The sequence below is a fragment of the Flavobacterium frigidarium DSM 17623 genome (assembly GCF_000425505.1).
GTDB lineage: Bacteria > Bacteroidota > Bacteroidia > Flavobacteriales > Flavobacteriaceae > Flavobacterium > Flavobacterium frigidarium.
This window is the reverse complement of record NZ_KE384393.1, coordinates 17,388-42,293: the sequence shown is the minus strand read 5'-3', so window position 1 is coordinate 42,293 and position 24,906 is coordinate 17,388. Positions and strand designations below refer to the sequence as shown.

Annotated in this window: 17 protein-coding genes; 9 read left to right on the top strand and 8 right to left on the bottom strand. The window is 33.7% G+C overall.

The window, feature by feature from the left end; genetic code table 11:
* Window positions 1-18 precede the first annotated feature (18 nt).
* Window positions 19-1,776: a transcription termination factor Rho gene (gene rho, locus H603_RS0114640; protein ID WP_026709317.1), complete on the bottom strand. Its 1,758-nt coding sequence runs from the start codon at window positions 1,774-1,776 to the stop codon at window positions 19-21.
* Window positions 1,777-1,961: 185 nt separating this feature from the next.
* Between rho and H603_RS0114635 the strand changes: the two genes are divergently transcribed.
* From H603_RS0114635 to H603_RS0114625, 3 genes are all read left to right on the top strand, one after another.
* On the top strand, window positions 1,962-2,375 hold the full coding sequence (locus tag H603_RS0114635; protein WP_026709316.1) for a DUF4293 domain-containing protein: 414 nt from the start codon (window positions 1,962-1,964) through the stop codon (window positions 2,373-2,375).
* 151 nt (window positions 2,376-2,526) lie between these two features.
* Complete coding sequence (locus H603_RS0114630) at window positions 2,527-3,189, top strand: response regulator transcription factor (protein WP_026709315.1); 663 nt, start codon at window positions 2,527-2,529, stop codon at window positions 3,187-3,189.
* Window positions 3,190-3,224: 35 nt separating this feature from the next.
* Window positions 3,225-4,925: a tetratricopeptide repeat-containing sensor histidine kinase gene (locus H603_RS0114625; RefSeq protein ID WP_026709314.1), complete on the top strand. Its 1,701-nt coding sequence runs from the start codon at window positions 3,225-3,227 to the stop codon at window positions 4,923-4,925.
* Between the two features lies 1 nt (window position 4,926).
* Here H603_RS0114625 and H603_RS0114620 read toward each other — a convergent pair whose 3' ends face one another.
* The gene (locus H603_RS0114620; RefSeq protein WP_026709313.1) at window positions 4,927-5,421 is read right to left on the bottom strand and encodes a metallophosphoesterase family protein; all 495 of its coding nucleotides are present in this window, start codon (window positions 5,419-5,421) and stop codon (window positions 4,927-4,929) included.
* Between the two features lie 156 nt (window positions 5,422-5,577).
* On the opposite strand from H603_RS0114620, the gene truA reads away from it, so the two are divergent.
* The 6 genes from truA (at window position 5,578) to H603_RS0114590 (ending at window position 16,141) form a co-directional block, all read left to right on the top strand.
* The gene (truA, locus tag H603_RS0114615) at window positions 5,578-6,318 is read left to right on the top strand and encodes a tRNA pseudouridine(38-40) synthase TruA (RefSeq protein WP_026709312.1); all 741 of its coding nucleotides are present in this window, start codon (window positions 5,578-5,580) and stop codon (window positions 6,316-6,318) included.
* Window positions 6,319-6,429: 111 nt separating this feature from the next.
* Window positions 6,430-8,184: an ABC transporter ATP-binding protein gene (locus tag H603_RS0114610; RefSeq protein WP_026709311.1), complete on the top strand. Its 1,755-nt coding sequence runs from the start codon at window positions 6,430-6,432 to the stop codon at window positions 8,182-8,184.
* A gap of 177 nt (window positions 8,185-8,361) precedes the next feature.
* Window positions 8,362-9,750, top strand: coding sequence for a dihydrolipoyl dehydrogenase (gene lpdA, locus H603_RS0114605; protein ID WP_035676163.1), 1,389 nt, complete (start codon window positions 8,362-8,364; stop codon window positions 9,748-9,750).
* Between the two features lie 445 nt (window positions 9,751-10,195).
* Window positions 10,196-13,366 carry a PAS domain-containing protein gene (locus tag H603_RS17180; RefSeq protein WP_051219346.1) on the top strand — a complete coding sequence of 1,057 codons (3,171 nt, stop codon included), beginning with the start codon at window positions 10,196-10,198 and terminating at the stop codon, window positions 13,364-13,366.
* Between the two features lie 64 nt (window positions 13,367-13,430).
* Window positions 13,431-14,744 carry a M16 family metallopeptidase gene (locus H603_RS0114595; protein ID WP_026709309.1) on the top strand — a complete coding sequence of 438 codons (1,314 nt, stop codon included), beginning with the start codon at window positions 13,431-13,433 and terminating at the stop codon, window positions 14,742-14,744.
* Between the two features lie 2 nt (window positions 14,745-14,746).
* Complete coding sequence (locus H603_RS0114590) at window positions 14,747-16,141, top strand: M16 family metallopeptidase (RefSeq protein WP_026709308.1); 1,395 nt, start codon at window positions 14,747-14,749, stop codon at window positions 16,139-16,141.
* Between the two features lie 57 nt (window positions 16,142-16,198).
* On the opposite strand, the gene H603_RS0114585 is transcribed toward H603_RS0114590, so the two are convergent.
* From H603_RS0114585 to H603_RS0114560, 6 genes are all read right to left on the bottom strand, one after another.
* Window positions 16,199-17,731: a SulP family inorganic anion transporter gene (locus tag H603_RS0114585; RefSeq protein WP_026709307.1), complete on the bottom strand. Its 1,533-nt coding sequence runs from the start codon at window positions 17,729-17,731 to the stop codon at window positions 16,199-16,201.
* A 311-nt stretch (window positions 17,732-18,042) separates the two neighbouring features.
* On the bottom strand, window positions 18,043-20,397 hold the full coding sequence (locus H603_RS0114580) for a response regulator (protein WP_026709306.1): 2,355 nt from the start codon (window positions 20,395-20,397) through the stop codon (window positions 18,043-18,045).
* A complete protein-coding gene (locus H603_RS0114575; RefSeq protein ID WP_026709305.1) occupies window positions 20,394-20,825 on the bottom strand; it encodes a hypothetical protein in 432 nt (143 codons plus the stop codon). Before H603_RS0114575 ends, H603_RS0114580 begins: the two co-directional genes overlap by 4 nt.
* Window positions 20,826-20,850: 25 nt before the next feature.
* Window positions 20,851-21,261 (bottom strand): response regulator, encoded by a 411-nt coding sequence (locus H603_RS0114570; RefSeq protein ID WP_026709304.1) that lies wholly within the window; start codon window positions 21,259-21,261, stop codon window positions 20,851-20,853.
* 12 nt (window positions 21,262-21,273) lie between these two features.
* Window positions 21,274-21,987, bottom strand: a complete 714-nt coding sequence (locus H603_RS0114565) for a sensor histidine kinase (protein ID WP_026709303.1) — start codon at window positions 21,985-21,987, stop codon at window positions 21,274-21,276.
* A gap of 6 nt (window positions 21,988-21,993) precedes the next feature.
* Window positions 21,994-24,741: a PAS domain S-box protein gene (locus tag H603_RS0114560; RefSeq protein ID WP_026709302.1), complete on the bottom strand. Its 2,748-nt coding sequence runs from the start codon at window positions 24,739-24,741 to the stop codon at window positions 21,994-21,996.
* Window positions 24,742-24,906 lie beyond the last annotated feature (165 nt).

The following is a 24,906-nucleotide window of genomic DNA, read 5'->3' as shown; positions in this document are numbered from 1 at the left end:
TATCGAATAAAAATACAATTATCCGTTATTCATAGAAATTAAAAATTCTTCATTATTTCTAGTCTGTCTGAATTTATCATTTATAAAACTCATTGCTTCAACAGGATTCATATCGGCAAGGTATTTTCTCATGATCCACATTCTTTGTAAAGTATTTTCATCTAATAGCAAGTCATCACGTCTTGTACTTGAAGAAGTCAAATCAATCGCTGGGAAAATTCTTTTATTAGCAATTTTTCTATCCAACTGAAGCTCCATATTACCAGTTCCTTTAAATTCTTCAAAGATCACCTCGTCCATCTTAGAACCTGTTTCAGTTAATGCGGTAGCAATGATACTTAAAGAACCACCATTTTCTACGTTACGAGCTGCTCCAAAAAAGCGTTTCGGTTTTTGTAATGCATTTGCATCTACACCACCACTCAAGACTTTCCCTGATGCCGGTTGTACCGTGTTGTATGCTCTCGCTAGACGTGTAATTGAATCTAGTAGTATTACAACATCATGCCCACATTCAACTAATCGTTTTGCTTTTTCAAGAACAATATTAGCAATTTTCACATGCTCTTGTGGCTCTCTGTCAAAAGTCGAGGCAATTACTTCCCCACGTACACTGCGTTGCATGTCTGTGACCTCTTCGGGACGCTCATCAATTAGTAAAACTAATAAATAAACTTCTGGATGGTTTGCGGCAATTGCATTAGCTATTTCTTTTAGCAACATCGTTTTACCTGTCTTTGGTTGCGCAACGATCATTCCACGTTGTCCTTTTCCTATTGGTGAAAACAAATCAATAATTCGAGTAGAAATAGTGCTTTGACGTTCTGCTAAATTAAATTTCTCCGATGGAAACACTGGCGTCAAATGTTCAAAAGAAACACGGTCACGCACTACTTGTGGGTCATGCCCGTTAATTTTTAATACACGAACAAGTGGAAAAAACTTCTCACCCTCTTTAGGAGGACGTACTACACCTTTAACAGTGTCACCCGTTTTTAAACCAAATAATCGTATTTGTGAAGTTGATAAGTAAATATCATCTGGAGACGCTAAATAATTATAATCTGAAGATCTTAAAAAACCATAGCCATCAGCCATCATTTCAAGAACACCTTCACTTTCAATTATACCGTCAAATTCAAAATCAGAATCTCTAAAATTATTTTTCTTATTCTTGAAATTTGGATTTGTATTTTGTTTATTTAATTGATTAGGATTGACCTTTTTTACGGGAGCTACTGGATCATTATCTGCGGCAGGTTTTGCATCTTGCTCTACTACTAATTCCTCTATCACTTTTCCGTCAGCAGGAATTTCTTTACTCTTTTTAAGAGCAATCTTTTTCTCATATGCCGACTTACTGAATTTCACGATTTTAGCTGGCTTTTTTCCCTCAACTGTATCGCTTTCCTCAACCTTATTATCCTCCACCCCTACATCCGTTGAAGATGTATTATTTTGATCTACATCAGCATTGTCAATATCTTTACTTTTTTTGCTAATTATAATTTTAGCTTTGAGTTTTGGAGTATTGACAACAGCAACTTCTTCATTATCTTCAGTCGCAGTGATGCGGGAACGCTTTGGTTTACTTTCGGAAGTCACTTTTACAACTTTCGATTCTGACACAGTATCTGCAGCTGAATTTTGTTGTTCTAGTATCAATCCTATTAAGGTATCTTTCTTTACACCATTAAATTTAATTGTTTTAGCTGCTTTAGCTATTTGTTGAAGCTCAGAAAGCTTCATTTCTTTTAATGCAGAAATATCAAACATGAATGTTCTATGGATTTAATTAATGTGGAAATACTACTTTGGAGATGAGATAGTAATTATTTTATTTTGAATCGACCGCAGTATGAAGTGCTTACGGCATTATGGTGCAATAATACGAATAAAATTTAATGATACAATAGTATTTTTAAAAAAGAAAATATATTTTTGTAGAACAAATACACAAAATGATACAAAGAATACAGACGATTTATTTGCTTTTAGCTTTTGTTGCAACAGCGGTATTGCCATTTGTTTTTCCTCTTTGGAAATTAGAAAATGGTCAAGACTTTTATTTCATGCTAGATCAAGTTTATATTGTACTTTTTGGACTTAGCACGGCTATGACTGCTATCACTATCATTTCTTATAAAAAGAGACAAAATCAATTTGTATTAGGCAGATTGAATATAATATTAAATTTAATTTTATTAGGATTATTTGTATATCGTTCACTAAACTTATCTGGAGAAACAGCAACTGTTTCAGAGAAAGGTATTGGGATGTTTCTTCCTATTTTGACTATCGTATTGTTAGTGTTAGCTAATAAAGCCATCAAAAAGGACGAAGATCTTGTAAAATCTGTGGATAGATTGAGATAAACCTATAAACTTAGTTTATTAGTGCGAAGGAAACCCGAATGTTAAAGTTCGGGTTTTTTTGTGGCCAAAATCTAAATATAGTAAGATTAATATAAGCATTAACTAAGGTATTAACATAATTTTATATAAATTTGGCTACACCTTTTTTAAAATGACAGAAAAAATACGCATACACCTTGCTGACGACCATCAGGTACTAATAGATGGCATGAGAACATTATTAAATACCGTAGATGATTTTGAATTTGTAGGCTTTTCCTTAAACGGCAGCACATTGTTCGAAGAAATTATTGCAAATAAAACTGATGTCCTAGTGCTAGACATAAGTATGCCTCAAAAAGACGGTATCGAGGTTTTAAAAGAATTTAAGGAAAAAGGATTCCCATGTAAGGTGATTATTTTATCAAGCTATGACGAACTTAAATTAATTAAAGAAGTGATGAAGCTAGGTGCCAGTGGTTACTTAACTAAACAGTGTGCAGCAGAACATATCATAGAAGCGATTCATTTTGTAAATAAAGGAGAAGAATATTTTTGCAATATTGTAAGAGAAAAAATATTCAATACTGCTACAAGAGACAATATTAAGGTTAATAAATATAACCCAACAGTATCTGAACTATTAACAGAGCGCGAAATAGAAGTAATTACGCTCATAGCATTAGAATACAGCGGTAAAGAAATTAGTGAATTCTTATTTATTAGTAACAATACAGTCGAAACTCATCGTAAGAACATCATGAAAAAATTAAAGGCTAAAAACACAATTAGTCTTGTAAAGTATGCGATAAAAAACAAATTAATAAAAGCGTAGCTACTCAAACTTTCTCATTGCAACAAACATCAAATATGACTATCCTGAAAGTGAAATTCTGGTCCCCATTTTTTATACTATTTATCTGTAGTTCTGTTTTTGCGCAAAATATCGAAATCGCAAAAAAAGAAGCATTAAAATTAAGTAATGAAGCTACTATTTTAATGCACAACGAAAAATATGAGAAATCATTAATCAAATCAAGAATAGCATTAGACAAAGCTATAAAGACAAATGACAATCAATTAATCGCCAGGTGTTATAATATTATAGCAGCCAATTTTGATGGAATCGCAGAAGTCGACAAAGCCTATTTTTACTACAAGAAAGGACTATTGTATGCTGATAAAACAAATGATGACGAACTTAAAAACTGGCTTTATAATAATTTAGGAAATATCTACTGTTTTGATAAGAAGGAGTACAATACAGGGATTGAGTATTATAAAAAATCACTAGCATACAGCACTAAAATCGCTGACAATGAGCAATTAGTTTTCACGAATTTGAACATTGCCTGGGCATATTTTGATATAGGTAATTACAGTAAAGGCCTTCCCTACTTACAATACATCAACAAATACCATCAAAAGTATGGCGATCAAACTACAATTGTAGCTTTGAATATGCTAAACGGTATGTATTGTAGTTACAAAAACGAGAATACTAAAGCCCAAAAATTCTTTGAACGTGCCATTCTTATTGGTAAATCTGAAGAAGAAAAATCAGATCTCTCCTTTTCTTACCAAGAGTACTCGCGTTTTTTACTTAAGATAGGAGAATATAAAAAAGCTTATGAGAATTTAGCAAAATACAATTTATTGGTTGTCGAAATTAATAATGAAGAAAAAGCCAAGAAGGTTAATGTAGAAGGTATCAATTTAGAAATTGATGAGTACCGTAGAGAAATTGACACCATAGAGTCAAAGTACCAAACAAGTGAAGAGTTGCATCTTGAAAAACAGTCAAGAAATAAATTAATTAGTATTATCATAATTTCTGTCTTGTTATTTATAATTATCATGCTGTACTTTTTTTACCAGAACATGCGCTTAAAAGAGAAAAATAAATTCAAGGACATACAAACCAAAATTCAAGAGAACATTTATAATGCTTCGATAAATGGTCAAGAAATTGAAAGAAAAAAAATCGCCTCTTTTTTACACGATGATATTAGCGCATTGCTGTCATCAGCAGGACTGCATTTGAGTGTTTTCCAGGCTAAAAATAAAAGTGTTTCCGAGGAAATTATAAAAACAAAACAAATACTAAAAGAAGCGCATGATAAAGTTAGAGATTTGTCTCATCAGTTAATTCCTTCCTTATTGGCACGATTCGGACTGTATTTTACCTTGAAAGATTTGTGCGAAAAAAACTCAAATTCGACTATTCAGTTTAAGTACTCAAGTTCAGTTGAAGACAAGACACGATATGACGAAGACTTTGAAATGAAAATATACTTTATCATCACTGAGTTATTCAATAATATTACAAAACACAGTAAAGCAACGCTAGCTCAAATTAATATTGAAGAAAAAGAGGCAATGCTTATTATTCATATTGAAGATAATGGTACCGGTTTTGACACTGATATCTACAATTCGCAAGATGGATTTGGTCTGAACCAAATTAGAGCCAGAATAAATAATATTAAGGGAAAATTTAAAATCAACTCTAACGAAAAAGAGGGAACCAAGATCAAACTAAAAATTCCCATTTTACACAAGAACCCATAATTTATTTTTTACCTATTTCGACGATTTCCAAGTCTTTAATCTTATCATCGTCGATTACAAAGCGCAGCATTGTACGCACTTGATGAAAACCACTTTTACCACATGCCCCGGGGTTCATATGGAGCAAATTATTCTTTTTATCAAACATCACCTTCAAAATATGTGAATGTCCGCATATAAATAATTTAGGCGGATTCGCAGCTAGCTCCGCTCTCACAGCTGGGTTATATTTCCCTGGGTAACCACCAATATGCGTAATCCAAACGTCTACTCCTTCACACATAAAACGGTTATTCAACGGAAACTCCATTCTGGCCTTATCGTCATCAATATTTCCATAAACTGCACGTAATGGTTTGAGTTTTTGGATCGTATCAGTGACTATTAAATTACCAATATCTCCAGCATGCCAAACTTCGTCAGCTTGATTTACATATTTTAAAATAGTATCATCAATATGGCAGTGCGTATCAGAGAGAAGTAATATATTTTTCATTTAACGAAACTAAAATTGGAGTATTAGAAACAAAGGTACAGTCTTTATTCAAAATCACTAAAGTTTTTAACTGCTATTATAACTTACACATTTAACCTTTTCTCAACATAAAAACTTTGTACCTTTGCTTTTTAAAAACTTTGCGATTACATTACATTGAGATATTTTATAAAACTAGCATATAACGGTACGCTTTATCATGGTTGGCAGCAACAGCCCAATGCCAGTTCAGTGCAGGAAACATTAAATACTGCCTTGTCTATTTTGCTTAATTCGACCATTTCTATTATGGGAGCGGGACGCACAGATACTGGGGTTCACGCAAGACTGATGTATGCACACTTTGATTTTGATAAACTTATAGATGGTCAACAACTTTCACATAAGCTTAATTCTTACCTACCTAAAGACATTGCTATTTACGATATCATGGTAGTAGCTGACGATGCTCATTGCCGTTTTGATGCCACGCAGCGTACCTATGAATATCACATTAACACCATTAAAGATCCTTTTTTGCAAGATAAGAGTTGGTATTTTTTTCAAAAATTAGATGTTGTGTTAATGAATGAAGCTGCAAAAATTTTACTCAAGCACACCAATTTTCAATGCTTTTCAAAAGTAAATACTGATGTCAATACTTTTGACTGCACAATTTACGAAGCGCAGTGGCAGCAAGTTGGTAGTCAATTAATATTTACAATCTCAGCAAATCGGTTTTTGAGAAACATGGTACGATCTATCGTGGGAACATTGATAAATGTAGGTTTGCACAAAATTGATTTAGATGATTTTAATACAATCATTCTAAATAAAAGTAGAGACAAAGCAGGTTTTTCGGTGCCCGCTCATGGCTTATTTTTAACCGAAATTAATTACGATTATATCACTAACTAGCCCTGATTGTCGTGGAAATCATTTTTATTTTTTTTCATCGAAAAAAAAATAAAAATATTGAAACAAAAGCAGGAAATAGCTCCAAATACTGATTTAAATTCAGCATAAAAAATGAAAGCAAAAGCATTTGACATACGATTATTTAAAAGAATATTACAATATACTAAACCGTACCAATGGCGTTTTAATGGTGTGGTTATTTTTGCCATATCGCTATCAATATTTGCAGCCTTGAGGCCGTATTTACTAAAGCAAACGGTAGATGGGTACATACAAACAGAGGACGCAAACGGTCTGTTGCTGTACATCACTTTAATGGGGATTGTGTTACTATTTGAGGTTTTCTCACAGTTTTACTTTGTATTTTGGGCTAACTGGCTTGGACAAGATATTGTCAAGGATATTCGAATAAAACTCTTTAGTCACATTCTAAGTTTTAGGATGAAGTACTTTGATCTTGTTCCCGTGGGACAGCTGGTAACGAGATCCGTGTCAGATATTGAATCGATAGCCCGTATTTTTAGTCAAGGGTTATTCATGATTATCAGTGACCTAATGAAGATGTTTGTGGTGCTAATTTTTATGTTTTACATGAACTGGAAATTAACATGGATTGTAATTATCGCTATGCCAATACTAGTCGTAATTACAAGAGTATTTCAGCGTAAGATGCAAGTTGCCTTTGAAGAAGTTCGAAACCAAATTGCAAATATGAACTCTTTTGTTCAAGAGCGTGTTACTGGAATGAAAATCGTGCAACTCTTTAACAGAGAAGATATTGAGGCTGATAAATTCAAAGAAATTAACGACAAACATAAAAAAGCATGGATAAAAACGATATTATATAACTCCATCTTTTTCCCTATTGCCGATATTATTTCGTCCTTAACGCTAGGATTTATAGTACTTTACGGGGGAATTCGTATTTTAAATGGAGATAATTTCACCACTTTTGGAGATCTATTTTCCTACACTATGTTTATAGGAATGCTATTTAATCCGCTACGTCAAATTGCTGATAAATTCAACGAAATGCAGTTGGGAATGATTGCCGCCAATCGTGTTTTTGAAATTATTGATACGCAAGACCAAATTCAAGATACAGGCATACTTGAAGCTCCTATTTTTAATGGAGATATTTCTTTTAAAGACGTACACTTTAGCTATATTGCTGATGAAGAGGTGATAAAAGGGATTAGTTTAGATGTTAAAGCAGGCCAAACTGTTGCCATTGTAGGATCTACAGGAGCTGGAAAGTCGACCATTATTAATTTACTGAATCGATTTTATGAGATTAATAGTGGTACTATTTTAATAGACGGTCAAAATATTGATGCCTACACTTTAGGATCCTTGCGCAAGCAAATTGCCGTGGTATTGCAAGACGTTTTCTTATTTGCAGACACTATTTATAGCAACATTACATTAAATAACCCTGAGATTACAAGAGAACAAGTTTTGGCTGCTGCCAAAGATATTGGAGTACACGATTTTATTATGAGTTTGCCAGATAATTACGATTTTGATGTTAAGGAACGCGGTGTTATGCTATCTTCTGGACAACGTCAATTAATTGCGTTTTTGAGAGCATATGTTAGTAATCCAAGCATCTTGATTCTTGATGAAGCTACGTCTTCGATAGATACATACTCAGAGGAATTAATACAACGAGCTACTGAAACGATCACGCAAGGGCGAACATCAATTGTGATTGCGCATCGATTAGCAACCATAGTAAGTGCAGATAAAATTGTAGTTATGGATCAAGGTTTAATCGTTGAGCAAGGAACGCATCAAGAATTAGTCAACCTTGAGAATGGATATTATAAAAACCTTTATAACTCGCAGTTTTCAGTCGCAAATTAACAAGCCAATCTCGATTTAAAAAGCTAATAATCAAATTGTAAGAAGCACTTTAAAATAGTATAATAATTACTTTTAAGATAAATCCTTCATTGTTTTGATAATTGAATCTCTAATTTTTTTTAAAAAGAGAATAAATCCTTAAATTCGCAAAATCAATTAATTTAGAAACTTATAAAAATGAAATACGATATCATTGTTTTAGGAAGTGGTCCAGGTGGATACGTTACTGCCATTAGAGCATCACAATTAGGGTTTAAAGTTGCCGTAATTGAAAAAGAAAACTTAGGTGGTGTATGTTTAAACTGGGGTTGTATCCCTACGAAAGCATTATTAAAGTCGGCTCAGGTTTTTGACTATTTAAAGCACGCTTCTGATTATGGATTGACTGTTTCATCATTTGATAAAGATTTCCCTGCTGTTGTACAACGTAGCCGTGGTGTTGCTGATGCAATGAGTAAAGGAGTTCAGTTCTTGATGAAAAAAAATAAAATTGACGTTATTGATGGTTTTGGAAAATTAAAACCAGGCAAAAAAATTGACGTTACTGATAAAGATAAAAAAGTTACAGAATACAGCGCTGACCATATTATCATCGCAACAGGAGCTCGCTCTCGCGAATTGCCTAACTTACCACAAGATGGTGTAAAAGTAATAGGATATAGACAAGCTATGACTTTACCTACTCAACCTAAGTCAATGATCATCGTTGGTTCTGGAGCAATTGGAGTAGAGTTTGCTCACTTCTACAATTCAATGGGAACAGAAGTTACTATTGTAGAATTTATGCCAAATGTTGTTCCTGTTGAAGACGAAGATATCTCAAAACAATTTGAGCGTTCTTTGAAAAAAGCAGGTATCAAAATCATGACGAATTCATCGGTTGAAAGAATTGATACTTCTGGAGAGGGTGTAAAAGCGTTTGTAAAAACTGCTAAAGGTGAAGTAGAATTACACGCTGACATGTTACTATCAGCAGTTGGAATCAAAACAAACATCGAGAACATTGGTCTTGAAGAAGTGGGTATTGCAACAGATAGAGATAAAATTATGGTGAATGCTTACAACGCGACAAATATCCCAGGATACTACGCAATTGGAGATATTACACCAGGGCAAGCTTTGGCACACGTTGCTTCTGCTGAAGGAATTAATTGTGTTGAAAAAATTGCAGGTTTACATGTAGAGCCAATCGATTACGGAAACGTACCTGGTTGTACATATGCAACTCCTGAAATTGCTTCGGTAGGTTTAACTGAGAAACAAGCTAAAGAAAAAGGATACGAATTAAAAATTGGTAAATTTCCTTTCTCTGCTTCAGGAAAAGCTAAAGCTGCAGGAACTCCTGACGGTTTTGTAAAGGTAATTTTTGATGCAAAATACGGCGAATGGTTAGGTTGCCACATGATTGGTGCTGGTGTTACTGATATGATTGCTGAGGCAGTTGTGGCTCGTAAACTAGAGACTACTGGGCATGAAATCTTAAAATCTATTCACCCTCACCCTACAATGAGTGAGGCAGTAATGGAAGCTGTTGCTGATGCATACGGAGAAGTGATTCATTTATAAAATTTCAAGCTTATTACATTTTAAAGCTTCATTTACAGTTCTGCTGTAAATGAAGCTTTTTTATTTCTATTTTCGAAAATTATTTAAACAAGCGCTTCTTCATAACTTAAAGTATGAAAACTCAGTTCCATTAGATCTAAATTCTTAAAGCTGGCCAAAACCACTATTTTACACCTTATTCTAAGGTACTGAATTTAAAATAATTACATCGATATTTCAACTTATTTCCACTCTACTGCATTACTCATAAAGACTTTTAAATTACGCTAAAAAAACCAATTATATTTAATATTTTTGAGGGAGACTTTATTTGAATATATATTGACCTTTTTATTTTAAAAGGTATTGTATTTAGCATTTTCGAAAACAAAAATAGTTTGAAATATATATCGTCTATTATCACCAACGTCTGTTTATTAATTATTGCTTAACGTCACTTATAAAAATGTCTACTAAATCAAATCACAGCTTTCTGAATTATGGTGGTGAAATGGGCGAATTATTTCGAGCAAAGAATTGGAAAAACACCATTTTAGGTAGCCCAGAAACATGGCCTAAAAATTTACAAGTTTTAGTGGGCACAATGTTAGAAAATCCATTTGGAACATACATTGCTTGGGGTAAGGAGTATATCCAGCTTTACAACGATGCTTACCGTCCTATTTTAGGAAAATTAAAGCACCCCGCAGCTCTAGGAGAAAGTACTGCCAATACTTTTAATGAAATTTGGCACATCTTAGAGCCCATGTTTGACAATGTAATGCGTGGAGAAAGTGTTAACTTTTACAACATGATGTTTCCTATAAATCGTAATGGATTTTTAGAAGATTGCTATTTTGATTTTTCTCATAGTCCCATTAGAATGGACGACGGGACTGTAGGCGGAATTTTGATAAACGTAGTAGAGACTACCGAAAAGATTTTGGCCCAAGCAAAACTAAAAGAGAGTAGTGACCAGCTGAACTTTGCTATTGAAGCAACAGAATTAGGAACATTTGATCTAAATCCAATTACCAATAAGTTTACGGCAAACAATAGAATGAAAGATTGGTTTGGCCTACCATACGACTCAGAAATCGATATCGATGATGCTATTGCCGCCATTCTTGACACTGATAAATCTAGAGTGATAGAGGCTATTGAAAATGCACTGCAATACGATCTAGGTGGGAAATTCAATGTTGATTATACCATTCAAAATAAGATAACAAAACAGCAACGTGTAGTAAGGGTAAGAGGAAGAGTATGGTTTAATGAAGAAAAAGTAGCTATTCGTTTTAACGGAACTTTACAAGACATTACAAAAAAGTATCTTGCCGAAAAAGAAAAGCAAAAACTTATTGCAATTATAGAAGCTAGCAATGAATATATTGGCTTAACTGCTTTAGATTCATCTATTCAATTTATCAATCCTGCAGGGTTAAAAATGCTAGGCTGGAATAGTTATGAAGGTAAAACCATTATGGATTGCATCTTACCATCAGAGAGAGAGAATGCAGCAAATAATTTTCCTGACTCTTTAAATACTACTAATGAATATGACGAAATACAGTTTTGGAATGAAGCCACTGGTACTCCTTTTTGGGTACAATGGAATGGAATAAAAATTAAAGATCAATTTACACAAGAAACTATTGGTATTGCCACGGTAAGTCCTAATATAACTGAGCGAAAAGAGAAAGATGAAAAACTGCGCACGAGCGAGCGTAATTTAAGGCAAATGATTGTGCAAGCGCCCATAGCAATTGCAGTATTAAGAGGACCGAACTATATAGTAGAAATTCTAAATAGTAAAACTTTAGAACTTTGGGGCAGAACAGAGCTCGAAGTGATGAACAAACCAATACTATCGGCAATGCCTGAACTCATTTCACAGGGAATTAAAGAAATGCTTGATGGTGTTTATAACAGCCGAATTCCTTTTTCGGCAAAAGAATTACCTTTACAATTATTGCGTCATGATACGCTGGAAACAATATACATTGATTTTTCATATGAACCGCTTTATGACGATGATGGTAATCCAAATGGTATAATGGCAATAGGTGTCGATGTTACCCAACAAGTTTTGGCTAGACATAAAATCGAGGAAAACGAGCAAAAATTAAGTATCGTTATTGAGGCTAGCGAATTAGGCATCTGGGAATATAACGTTAAGACCAATGTTGCCATTTGTTCTGACCGTTGTATCGAAATCTTGGGCTTTCAATTTAATCCCAATTTAGACCACGCCACATTATTGCAAAATTTTCACCCGGACGATTTACTCATTAGACAACAAGCTTTTGAAGAATCTTTTACAACGGGAATATTATTTTACGCAGCACGTATTATACTTAATGACGGAACATATAGATGGGCTGAGGTTAAGGGAAAAGTATTTTTTGATGAAGACGGTAATCCTGACGAAATGGTGGGTACTGTTAGAGATATTTCTGGAGAGCGCCACGTGCGTCAACAATTGCAAGAGCGCGAACAAAAATTCAAATTATTAGCCGATTCTATGCCACAAATGGTATGGACAGCTGATCCTGAAGGAAATATTTATTATTATAGTAAGTCGGTTTTTGATTTCACAGGGCTAAGTTTAACAGAAATAGTAGATGGAGAAGGCTGGATAAATATCGTCCACCCTGAAGATCGTGAAAAAAACAGCAACTTATGGAAAGAATCCATTGAAAACGGGTCTGATTTTTTAATCGAACATCGTTTTAGAAAACATGATGGTAGTTATCGTTGGCAATTAAGTAGAGCCGTTCCTCAAAAAGACGAAGAAGGTAATGTACAAATGTGGGTGGGTACAAGTACAGATATACAAGACCAAAAAATATTCACTAATAAGCTAGAAAACTTAGTACTTGAACGCACAAATGAATTAGAGCAGAAAAATATAGATCTTGAAAAAATGAATAAGGAGTTACAATCCTTTGCATACATCTCTAGTCATGATTTGCAGGAACCACTAAGAAAAATACAAACCTTTGCTTCGCGAATTATCGAAAAAGAAAATGAAAACCTTTCTGATTTTGGAAAAGATTATTTTTTCAAAATACAGAGTTCGGCTAATAGAATGCAGACATTAATACAAGATTTATTAGCCTACTCTAGAACTAATAACAACGATCAAAAATTTGAAGTAATTGATCTTAAGCACATCATTAATGAAATCATTGGTGATTTATATGAAGAGTTAGATCAAAGTGGCGGCATAATCACCCTTGTAAATTCTTGCGAACTTAATATTATCCCGTTTCAATTTAGACAACTGTTACACAACTTAATTAGCAACTCGATAAAATTTGCCAGAACCGATGCTACAGCTATGATTTCTATCGACTGCAATAGTATTGATAGTAAAGACATTGTTGAACCCGCACTTTTACCAGATCGTAAATATTGCCATATCAGGTATGAAGACAATGGAATAGGATTTGAACAACAGTACAGCAAGAAAATTTTTGAGTTATTCCAACGACTTGGAAGTAAAGACAAGTACAACGGAACGGGAATTGGACTGGCTATCGTTAAGAAAATTGTAGACAATCATAATGGTAGTATTGCAGTAACATCTGAAGTAAATAAGGGAACCGTTTTTAATATTTACTTGCCATTATAAGTATAGTAATAAAAGAATTCCCCATAAAAAACACCCACTTAACATCATTACAATACATGCAACTATGAAGAAGATAATGCTACCGCTATTAATTCTTTTGGGCTTTTCAACAAACGCCCAAATTAAGGCTGATGACGTCAAAACGTTTACCTTAAAAAATGGAATGAAATTTCTAATTGTTGAGGATTTCTCGATACCTAATGCTAACATGTACTTATTTTATAAAGTAGGTAGTCGAAATGAGCATCAAGGCATTACGGGATTATCTCATTTTTTTGAACACATGATGTTTAATGGAGCCAAAAAATATGGTCCTAAGCTATTTGACCAAACAATGGAATTTAATGGCGGATCAAACAATGCTTATACAACAGAAAATGTTACTGTCTACACAGATTGGTTTCCTGCTTCGGCGACAGAAATTATTTTTGATTTAGAAAGTGACCGAATTGCCAATTTAAGCATCGACCCTAAAGTAGTTGAAAGCGAGAGAGGCGTAGTATTAAGTGAAAGAAGCACTGGACTTGAAAATTCTCCTTGGCGTAATTTATCTCAATCTATGCAAGCAACTGCATTTCAAGAGCATCCTTATCACTGGCCTGTAATAGGTTATGAAGACGACATGAAAAACTGGACACAGCAAGATTTAGAGCACTACTTTAAAACCTACTACGCTCCTAATAACTGTGTTGTCGTTATTTCTGGAGCTGTAAAATATGACGAAATAAAAAAATTAGCAGTAAAATATCTAGAACCTATAGCTGCACAGCCCACTCCTCCAGTAGTTCACATCGTTGAGCCACAACAAACAGGGGAACGTAGAATAACGGTACAAAAAGATGTTGCAAATCCATACATGATCATTGGCTATCATGTTCCAGAATCTAAACACGAGGATTACTATGCATTAAATATTTTAAGTGCCATTCTTTCTAGTGGTAACTCATCTAGGCTATACAATTCGCTAATTGACAAACAACAGTTGGCAACAGAGGTTTTCACAGATTACGGCGAAAGCTTTGACCCTACACTATTTAACATTTATGCTGCTGCCAATAAAGATGTGAATGAAAAGGAACTAGAGGAAGCAATTTATACCGAAATAGAAAAAATTAAGAAAGAAGGGGTTACAGAGAGAGAGCTACAAAAGATCAAAAATCAAAAATTGATGGAGTTCTACGAGCAGGTAGAAACCATAAATGGAAAATCAAAAAATATAGGGACTTATGAAGTATTTTTTGGTGACTACAAAAAAATGTTTGATGCTCCAGCGGCTTATAATAAAATAACTGCGCAAGAGATTCAAAATGTAGCTAAAAAATACTTTACTAAAAGTAATCGAACAGTAGGTGTTTTAAAAACTAATGTAGAAAATTAATTATGAAAACTAAAATAAACCCTCTAGTAATCGTTTTACTATTCTTAATAACGGTTAGCAATGCTTTCGCTCAAGGATATAGCTTACCAAAGTATAGCACCTTTAAATTGAATAATGGACTAACAGTTAATCTAATGGAACAACACGATGTGCCATTGATTTCGATAGTTGCAATAGTACCTGCAGGAGCCATTTATGATGGCGCTCAGTCTGGTTTAGCGTCACTAACTGCCACAGCTCTCAAACATGGTACCGTAAATTATAAAAGAAGCGTAATTGATGACGAACTTGACTTTATAGGTGCTACCATCAATACTGCTGCATATAAGGAGTTCGCAAGAGTAACAGCTGATTTTGCAGCCAAAGATCAAAAGAAGGTACTTGCAATTTTTAAAGAAATTTTACTAAACCCTACCTTTAACCAAGAAGAATTTACCAAAGAAAAAAGCCGATTGCTTGTTCGATTAGAACAACAAAAAGAGAGTCCGAAAAATATTATTGGGTCGTATTTTGACCAGCAACTTTATGGCAACCATGTGTATGGCAATATCAATAGTGGTATAAAAACCACAGTAGAAAAACTGACAGTAACCGATGTTAAAAAATTTTATGAAGCTAATTATACCGCTACAAATTCTGCAATAACTATTGTTGGGGATTTTGCTATAGCCGACATGAAAAAAAGCATTACAACACTATTCTCTAATTGGAAAAAAAGCACAAATGAAAAGGAAGATTTGGCTAATGCCAAAATTGAAAAGCCAACGTCAGCAAAAGTATTATTGATTAATAAAGACGATGCTAACGAGACTACCTTTTACATTGGGAGCACAGGAATTAGCCGTAACAACCGTGATTTTGTACCAATTGATGTGGTAAACACATTGTTTGGTGGCCGTTTCACGTCTATGCTTAATGATGAATTGCGAGTAAACACGGGTTTAACTTATGGTGCCCGAAGCTCATTTAACAGCTATAAAAATGGTGGATCTTTTACAATTAGTACCTTCACAAATATAAAAACTACAGAGGCAGCACTTGACAAAGCTGTAGAGGTATTAAACACCTTACATGAAAAAGGTATTAATCAACAAAATTTGACTTCAGCAAAAAATTATGTTAAGGGGCAGTTCCCTCCAGAATATGAGACTTCAGGTCAGCTAGCGAGCTTATTATCGCAAATGTTTTGGTACAAATTAGATCGTAGTTTTATTGATGATTTCGAAAAAAATGTAGACAGTATTGATTTGGCTAAAGCAAACAAAATAATTGCTACTTATTTCCCGAAAGATAATTTACAATTTACTATTGTAGGTAGAGCATCTGAAATAAGAGACATCGTTTCAAAATACGGAACTGTAACCGAAGTAAACATCAGTGATGATCCAAAAAAATAAAAGCACATACATACGCATAAAAAAAGGACTTGATTATTTCAAGTCCTTTTTTTATATTTAGTCAATCGCTACTTTATAAGTTGGATCTTCCATAATATTGATATCAATAACATCGTCTGCGTTGTCGAGTAAAATACGACAATCTTTACTTAAATGACGCAAATGCACTTTTTTACCTAGCTTTGCATATCGTTCTGTAATTTTATTTAAAGCATCGATTGCACTCATATCAGCAATTTTACTTTCTCTAAAATCAATTATCACTTCATTGGGATCTTCAAATACATCAAACTTTTCACTGAATGCTGTTGTAGAAGCAAAGAACAAAGGGCCATATATTTCATAATGCTTCACCCCATTTTCATCTACATATTTTTTAGCTCTAATTCTTTTGGCACTTTCCCAAGCAAATACTAAAGCTGAAATAATTACTCCTATTAGCACTGCCAGCGCTAAGTTATGAAGCATGATAGTAATCACAGCAACTAACACACCTACAAAAATATCATGTTTAGGCATCTTGTTTATTATGCGCAAACTAATCCACTCAAAAGTACCAATAGCAACCATTACCATAACTCCCACAAGTGCTGCAATAGGCAATTTTTCTATCACTGGAGCACCAAATAAAATGATTATCAAAATTGTGAAAGCTGCAATTATGCCAGATAATCTTGCTCTTGAACCCGCAGATAAATTCACTAAAGTTTGAGCAATCATAGGACAACCACCCATTCCAAAAAAGAAACCATTTAAGATATTTGCTCCACCTTGAGCGATACATTCTCTGTTACCACTACCTTTTGTGCCAGTCATTTCATCTACTAAATTCAATGTTAGTAATCCTTCTGTTAATCCTACAGAAGCCATTATTAATGAATATGGGAATATTAATTTTAAAGTTTCGAATGTAAAAGCAATCTCAGGAACGTGAAAAGGAGGAAAACCACCACTTACTGAAGCAATATCTGCAACTGTTTTTGTATTAATTCCAAATCCTAATACCAAACCAAAAACGACAATAATCGCTACTAGTGAAGCAGGCACGGCCTTAGTTATTTTAGGGAAAAATAGAACAATGCCAATGGTTAATAAAACTAATCCTAGCATAATGTATAGTGGTTCTCCTGACAACCAAACACTTTCACCATTTACCATCGTCTTGAATTGCTCCAATTGAGACATAAAGATGATTATTGCTAATCCATTTACAAATCCGAACATTACTGGTTGTGGTACCAAGCGTATGAATTTACCAAGTTTAAATATTCCTACGAGAATTTGTAATACTCCCGCTAAAGCTACTGCGGCAAAAACATATTCTAAACCGCTTGATTGCATCAAGGCAATTAGTACAATAACTGTAGCCCCTGCACCTCCAGAAACCATACCCGGTCTTCCACCAAAAACTGCCGTAACTAATCCCATGATAAAAGCAGCATACAATCCCACTAATGGCGGAAAACCTGCTAATATGGCAAAAGAAAGCGATTCTGGAATCATGGTCATTGCCACGGTTAAACCAGCTAAAATCTCTGTTTTGTAATTGACTTTTTGGGTAAAGTCGAATAAATTGAAGTACTGTTTCATTCTTTTTTTTAAGCTATTTATATAATAATATGTCTACAGACAATGCTTGCCTGCCAACTTTGACAAAATTAAAACTGTTGGATTTGAGATAATTAGCAAGCTCTTTATGCTAATATAACTTCGATAAAAATAATGCAGATCGCTGTTGCTTTCAAGTTTGCAAATGTAAATCTTTTTAAAGCATGTTCAAACAAAAAATATAAATCATTGAAAAGGGCATGAATTCTCATTAAAAAGACAAAAAAAAACTACTTGTAACTTTTGATCGTTACAAGCAGTTTAAGGTATTTTGTTTTCTAAATTTGATACGTTTAAATGTATACTGTTCTAGTCCGCAATTCTGTTATTACTTCATCACAAACAGCTTTTAATTTTGGGACAGCCTCATAACGTGCGCTGCCTTGAGGATTTTTTAATAATTCATTTTCGATAATAGCGATGTAATCAATTGCCTCTTGTATTTTTAATATGCCTATCGAAGACTTGAACTTATGCACTTCTTTCTTTAAGTTATCATCATCTTTTTGAGCCGCATATGTTGTTATATCTTCAATCGATTGTGGAGCACTTTCTAGAAACAACTCAATTACTTCTTGTATAAATTCGACATCGTTATCACTAAAATCTATTAAATATTCGAAATTAACCAAGCTTTTCGCATTCAAATCATTCTTTGGAACTGACTGATCTGCTATAAGCTGCTTATCTATTTTTAAATTGTCATACAATTTTTCTAGTAGTACATTAAAATCAAATGGTTTTGATAAGTAATCGTTCATTCCATTTCTTAAGCAGTTTTTTTCTTCATCTGAAGTTGCGTGAGCAGTCATCGCAATTATCGGAACCTGAGACTTATCGTTCGGTAATTTTTCTCTAATATATTTTGTGACTTCATTTCCATCCATTTCAGGCATTTGAATGTCCATTAATATAATATCGTAGTGATTGTTCAGTACTTTTTCAATAGCAATCAAGCCGTTTTCAGCAACGTCAATTTCTTTGTTCCACTTTTTAAAAAGTTTCACTGTCAATAGTTGATTTAGTTCATTATCCTCAACTAAAAGAATCTTTGAATCTATCAAGAAACTAGGATCTAACTGCCTATTGCTTATATTCCTATAATCAATTACACTAGTACTATCTTTATTAAAAGGTAGCGTAAATGTAAATACACTTCCTTTATCTATTTCACTCACTACACTTATCTCACCTCCCTGCAATTCGACCAATTTTTTAGTAATGGTTAATCCCAGTCCGGTTCCACCATATTTTCTTGTCGTCTCATTAGAAGCTTGATTAAAACTCTCAAAAATAGAATCTAATTTATCTTCTGGTATTCCAATACCTGTGTCACTAATCGAAAAACGAATTTGAATGGCATCTCCAGATAGCGCCTCTTCTTCTAATGTAACTGTGACATTACCTTTATTAGTGAATTTTAAAGCGTTTCCTGTTAAGTTGATCAAAATTTGCGACAAACGAGTAGGATCTCCAATCAAATAATCACTCAAGTTTGTTGGAATCTCACTACGTATAATTACGTTCTTTCCTTTTGCACTTGCACCAATTAACTCTACTACAGAGTTCACTGTTTTAGAAATAGAGAAAGGAATCGCCTCAAAAACCATTTTATCTGCTTCAATTTTAGAGAGATCTAAAATATCATTGATAATGGTCATCAAATTTTCGCCAGCCGTGCGTATTGCAAGAACACTTTGCAATTGATTTTCATCTAAAGGAGTTTCTTCTAAAATTTTGGCGAAACCCACTACTCCATTCATGGGAGTTCTAATTTCGTGACTCATATTAGTCAAAAAACGTTCTTTTAACTTTACTGATTCTTCTGCTAAATTTTTAGCATCAATTAATTCTTGTTCAATCTCTTTTTGAATACTCACATCTTGAACCGTCCCTAAAACCTTTAATGGACGGTCATTTTCATCTGTTAAGCATTTAATGTATTCATTGATGTACTTTGTAGTCCCTTGTTTGCCTAAAATAGTGTGACTAAACCATTCTCTCTGTGCATTATGTTGAACCGCACCAAGTTTTTTATCAAATAAAACACTGTCATTCTCACTCACTAAGCAAGATTTAAATAACTCAATTGAAGGCTTTACTGACTTATCAATTTCTAAAATATTAAATAATTCTTCAGAGAAATAAACATCACCGTTAATTAAATTAATTTCCCAACTTCCTATTTTTGCTAGTTTTTGGGCTTCTGAAAGCCGACTCGAATTCAACTTCAATTCTAGTTCGGCTTGCTTGCGCAAAACTTGGTTTTCATGAAGTTTTAACGCAGTTCTAATACTGTGTGCGATTGCATCAGAGCTGAGTAACGTTTTTAACATATAATCAGAAGCGCCAGCAAGTATAGCCTGACTTGCAATCTTTTCGTCTCCCTGAGAAGTAATAAAAATCACAGGCGTTTCTACACCATTTTCACGCAGTTTATTCAGAATCGAAATTCCATCTAAATCCGGCATCATATAATCTAGAAAAATTAGATCATAAGATTGCAATGCTAATTTTTCGAAGCCTTCCTTTGCAGAGTAGGCACTGTCCATATCAGCTATAATATCCGATTTTTTTATCGACCTAACAATAGTTATAGCATCAACTTTGTCATCATCAATTATTAAAACTTTTAACGGGTTATTCATAGAGTATTTATTGCTTGTGAAAATTCTATAGTACTTAAGTACTTTTCGAGGGTGCCATATACGTTGCGCGTTTCTTCCTCGTCATTTGGCAAATTAATGTAGGCAGCAATATTTAAATTTAATAGCTCCTTTTTAAAATCATCATCGACCGTTTCTACTAATACGAATATTAAAGTCGATTTTAATCGCGAATTAGTTCTAATATTATTAATCAAATTTAATGCCTCTTTACATCCATTGACACAATTTAAAAATAATATTTTCGGAATTGCAACTGTAGCTTCATCAAGAAGTAACGCAGGCCAAGCTAGCACAGCATTTTCAACAGTTTTAAAAGCTATATGGGGATTTTTTTCGATGAAAAAGTTTAGAAATACATTAGCATCTCTTTGACGATTATCAACAAGTAATATATTAAAACTTTTCATAATAGTATCGCATTAGTTGGAACAGCTACATTTCACACAGCTGCCAAAAATTATTTAACGTAGCAACAGAAGCTATAAACTTCTCAAACGATAATGGTTTTAAGATGTATCCTGCAATATTTAAATTGTAAGCATTTATCTTATCACTGTCTTCATTTGAAGTCGTCATTACAAATACAGAGATGTTTTTAAGACGCTCATTTGCTCTTAATTCTTTCAAAAATTCAATCCCATTCATTTTAGGCATGTTAATATCTAAAATAATAATTTTAGGAAGTGGAATAATTTTATCCTCAAGCATTTCTAGCGCTTCAACTCCATTGCCTGCTATAAAAAGAGGATTTTTAATATTGTTTTTGGTAAAAGCTCTTTTGACATTCATTACATCTACTTCGTCGTCTTCAACTAATAATATGTTTACTAATTTGTCGTTCATTCTATTGTGTATTTATAGGTTTATTTTAGGCCAAATCATTTTAAAAGTAGTCATCTCATTTGAATCGAAAACGAGATCTCCGTTAATTGTTTGCATTATCTTTTTACTAATTGTCAGTCCTGCGCCAGTAGTTTCAAAATGATCTTTTGAACTAGCCGTATAAAAAATATTGAAGATTTTATTTTCGATTTCCTTTAAAATTCCAGGACCGTTGTCTGCTACGGTTATTTCATAATTAAGTTCGGTTTCTTGTATCGTAACAAAAATATCCTTTTTTTCATTAGTATTGAACCTTATTGCGTTTTCTATCAGTTCAGTTAGTACTTTCTGAATTTTATTTACCGCTATTGCAATTGTATATTGAGATAATTCATAGTTTATAACCACATTTGCAGTTGATTTCCCTACTGCTACATTTGCCACCTCATCAATAAATTCCTTTAAATTAACTGTAGTAAACTCCTCTTCTAATTTATTTACACGAGAAAGTTCCAGTAAGGCGTTCATCATGTTCTCTAAACGCCCTACTCTATTCTTTAATAATTTAAAATTTTCTGGGATGCTAGCCGTATTTTCTTCCTCTAAATCTTCTTCGATCCAAGTAGTAATATTACTTATTGCTCTCATAGGACTTTTTAGATCATGTGAGACAATATAAATGAAATCTTCGTACTCTTTTTTTAGAGCTTCGTATTCTTGTGAATGTTTTTTTTGTGATGCTAACATTTCTATTTATTTAGGTACTGTAAATATGAAACTAGCTCCTCCATTTTCATTAGTTTCAATTTGAATCGCTCCTCCACCTTCATCAATTATTTTTTTTACTATCGACAAGCCTATTCCTGTACTTTCTTTTTTGTCTCGTGCTTCAATAGTTTGAAAAACACCAAACACCTTGTCCCGATACTCAGCTTCGATTCCTGGACCATTATCTGCAATTGTAAATCGATGGAATTCTTCTAGAGGCTCGTATGTACATGAAATTAATCCTAGCTCCTTATCGTTATATTTAACTGCATTACTAATTAAATTACTAAAAACTTGATATAAGAGAATTTTAGCATTAAATATAATGGGCAAATCACTAATAGTGACATTGTAATTCTCAGGAGGAACTAAGGACTCGACAATGTGACCTACTAGTTCGTTCAAATCAATGGATTCCTTTTCGATTTTTGTTCGACCAATTCTCGAATAATCCAATACTCCGTTTATAAGGTTTTCCATTCGTAAAATCCTACCTCTTAATAGTCCTAAATTTTTTCGAACATCATCTGGCATTTCGGGCATATCTTCGACAATCCATTCGGCTAAATTATTGATTGCTCGCAACGGTGCTTTAAGATCATGTGAAACCACATAGGCAAATTGATCTAGCTCTTTGTTGTTTTTTTCTAAATTAATTAAAGCGTCAGTTAGCTTTGTTTCGGCCATTTTTTTTGCCGTTATATCAAAGCTAATTGCAACATATTGATATGGCTTTCCGGTGTTGTCAATAAAGGGAACTATAGTCGTTTCGACCCAGTACAGCGAGCCATCTTTTGCTAACTGCTGTAGTTCTCCTTTCCATGTTTTACCATTGATAATGTACAACCAAATTTTCCTCACTAATATGCTAGCTTCTGTGCCTAAGTCATTACTATATAATCGTTGTCCTAATAATTCTGTTTCGGAATATTGCGATATATTGCAAAACTTATCGTTGACATAAGTTAAAACACCTGCTTCATCACTTATATTTACAATTGCTGCCTCGTCAAGAGCAGCTCTAATGTCATTAATTTCCTTTGCTTTATCTGCAATTTTATCTTCTGCAATCTTAATATCAGTCACATCCTGAATATTTCCCTGCATACCAATAACATTTTGATCCCCATCAGTAAACGCACTTCCTATTTCGAGAATATATTTCATACGTCCGTCTGGAAGCAAAATGCGGTAATTGATTTTGAAATCCTCATTGCTTTTTGCAAAATTATCTTCTAGCTGATCAAGCATAACCAAGTCCTCAGGATGAATTCTATTGCGATAGGCTGCATTCAATTCTGAAGCAGGAAGGTCCTCGAGTTCAAAGATTAAATAATGCCCTTTAGACCAAATTAACTCTTTTGATCTTACATCATATTTCCAGCTACCAATTTTTGCAATGCGTTGGGATTCGTCAAGAAGTAATTTATTTCTAATCAAATTATCTTCTGCTTCTTTCTCTTTAGTGATGTCTTTAGCTATACCTAAGTACCCAATTGTCTCTCCAGTCTCACTGTGAATAGCGGTCATGGACAACTGAACGGGGAATACTTTGCCATTACTATTTACATAGTTCCATTCTTGAGAATTAGCAGCCTTTAACGTTTTTGCTTTATATACGAATGTTTCAAAAGGATTTTCAATCGATAGATCGTACTCTTTTGAAAGTGTGTCAGCATTTGATTTAACTTCTGAATCTACATGAAATTTATATGGATACTGTAAACCAATGACCTCACTTGCTTCATACCCTAGAAGTTTTTCTGCCCCTTTATTGAATTGTTTTATTGTACCATCAATATCTGTGGCAATAATTGAAAATTCAGCCGAATTTAATATTGCAGTTAAATCTGTTGTTAAGTTGAACAGTTTTTCTTGCTGCTTTTTATCAGCCGTCATGTCTCTCGCAATACAATACAAATTTCCTGTTACCGGATCAGGTGAGGAGTTCCAACTTAAAAAAACAAGATCGCCATTTTTACAATAAAATCTATTTTCGAAGCTAATAGATTCTTGCCCATTAGACAATTTTTCGACCTCTAGAATTGTTTTTTCATGGTCATCAGGATGCAAGAATTTAAAAAAAGACTCTCCTTCAAGTTCGCTTACGTCATAACCTAAAACCGCTGTAAATGCAGGGTTTACTTTATAGAAGTTACCGTCGATGTTAGCAATACAAACAAGATCTTTAGAGAGTGCAACAAAATTGAGAAATTCTTTTTGAGCAGTTTCTAACACCGAGTTCTTGTTTCGCAATTTAAGAAGACTCACCACTTGATTGCTCAGTAATTGCAACGACTCCTTTTGTTGCTTACTTAATTCACGTGGTACAGTATCAATAACACAAAGTGTCCCTAGATTAAAACCATTCTCATCTTTTATAGGCGCACCTGCATAAAATCTAATGTTGGGATCGCCAGTTACTAGCGGATTGTCTACAAATTTTGCATCTTCTAGTGTATTAGTTATCTCATAAACATCGTCACCCATAATAGCATGCTGACAAAATGAGATTTCTCTAGGCGTTTCAGTAGCATCTATCCCTACAGTGGATTTAAACCATTGTCGCTCTTCATCTAGCAAACTCACTAATGATATAGGCGTGCCACATATAAAAGAAGCTAATTTTGTTATAGCATCATACTCTTTTTCTGGCAAAGAGTCCATGATAGCATATTTTTTTAACGCTTTAATGCGTTCGAGTTCGTTGGTAGGTTTTGGATATTTCTTCATTCTGATTGTGGGGTTATATTGTTGAAAAAGCCAACTTATAATGATGTAAACCTACTAAAAAATAGAATAGCTGCTGTTAATAACATAAATAATAATTGTTTGAGACTTTAAAATTGTAAAACCGAATTATCAAGACTTTATCACCACTTAAAATTTGCTATTTAT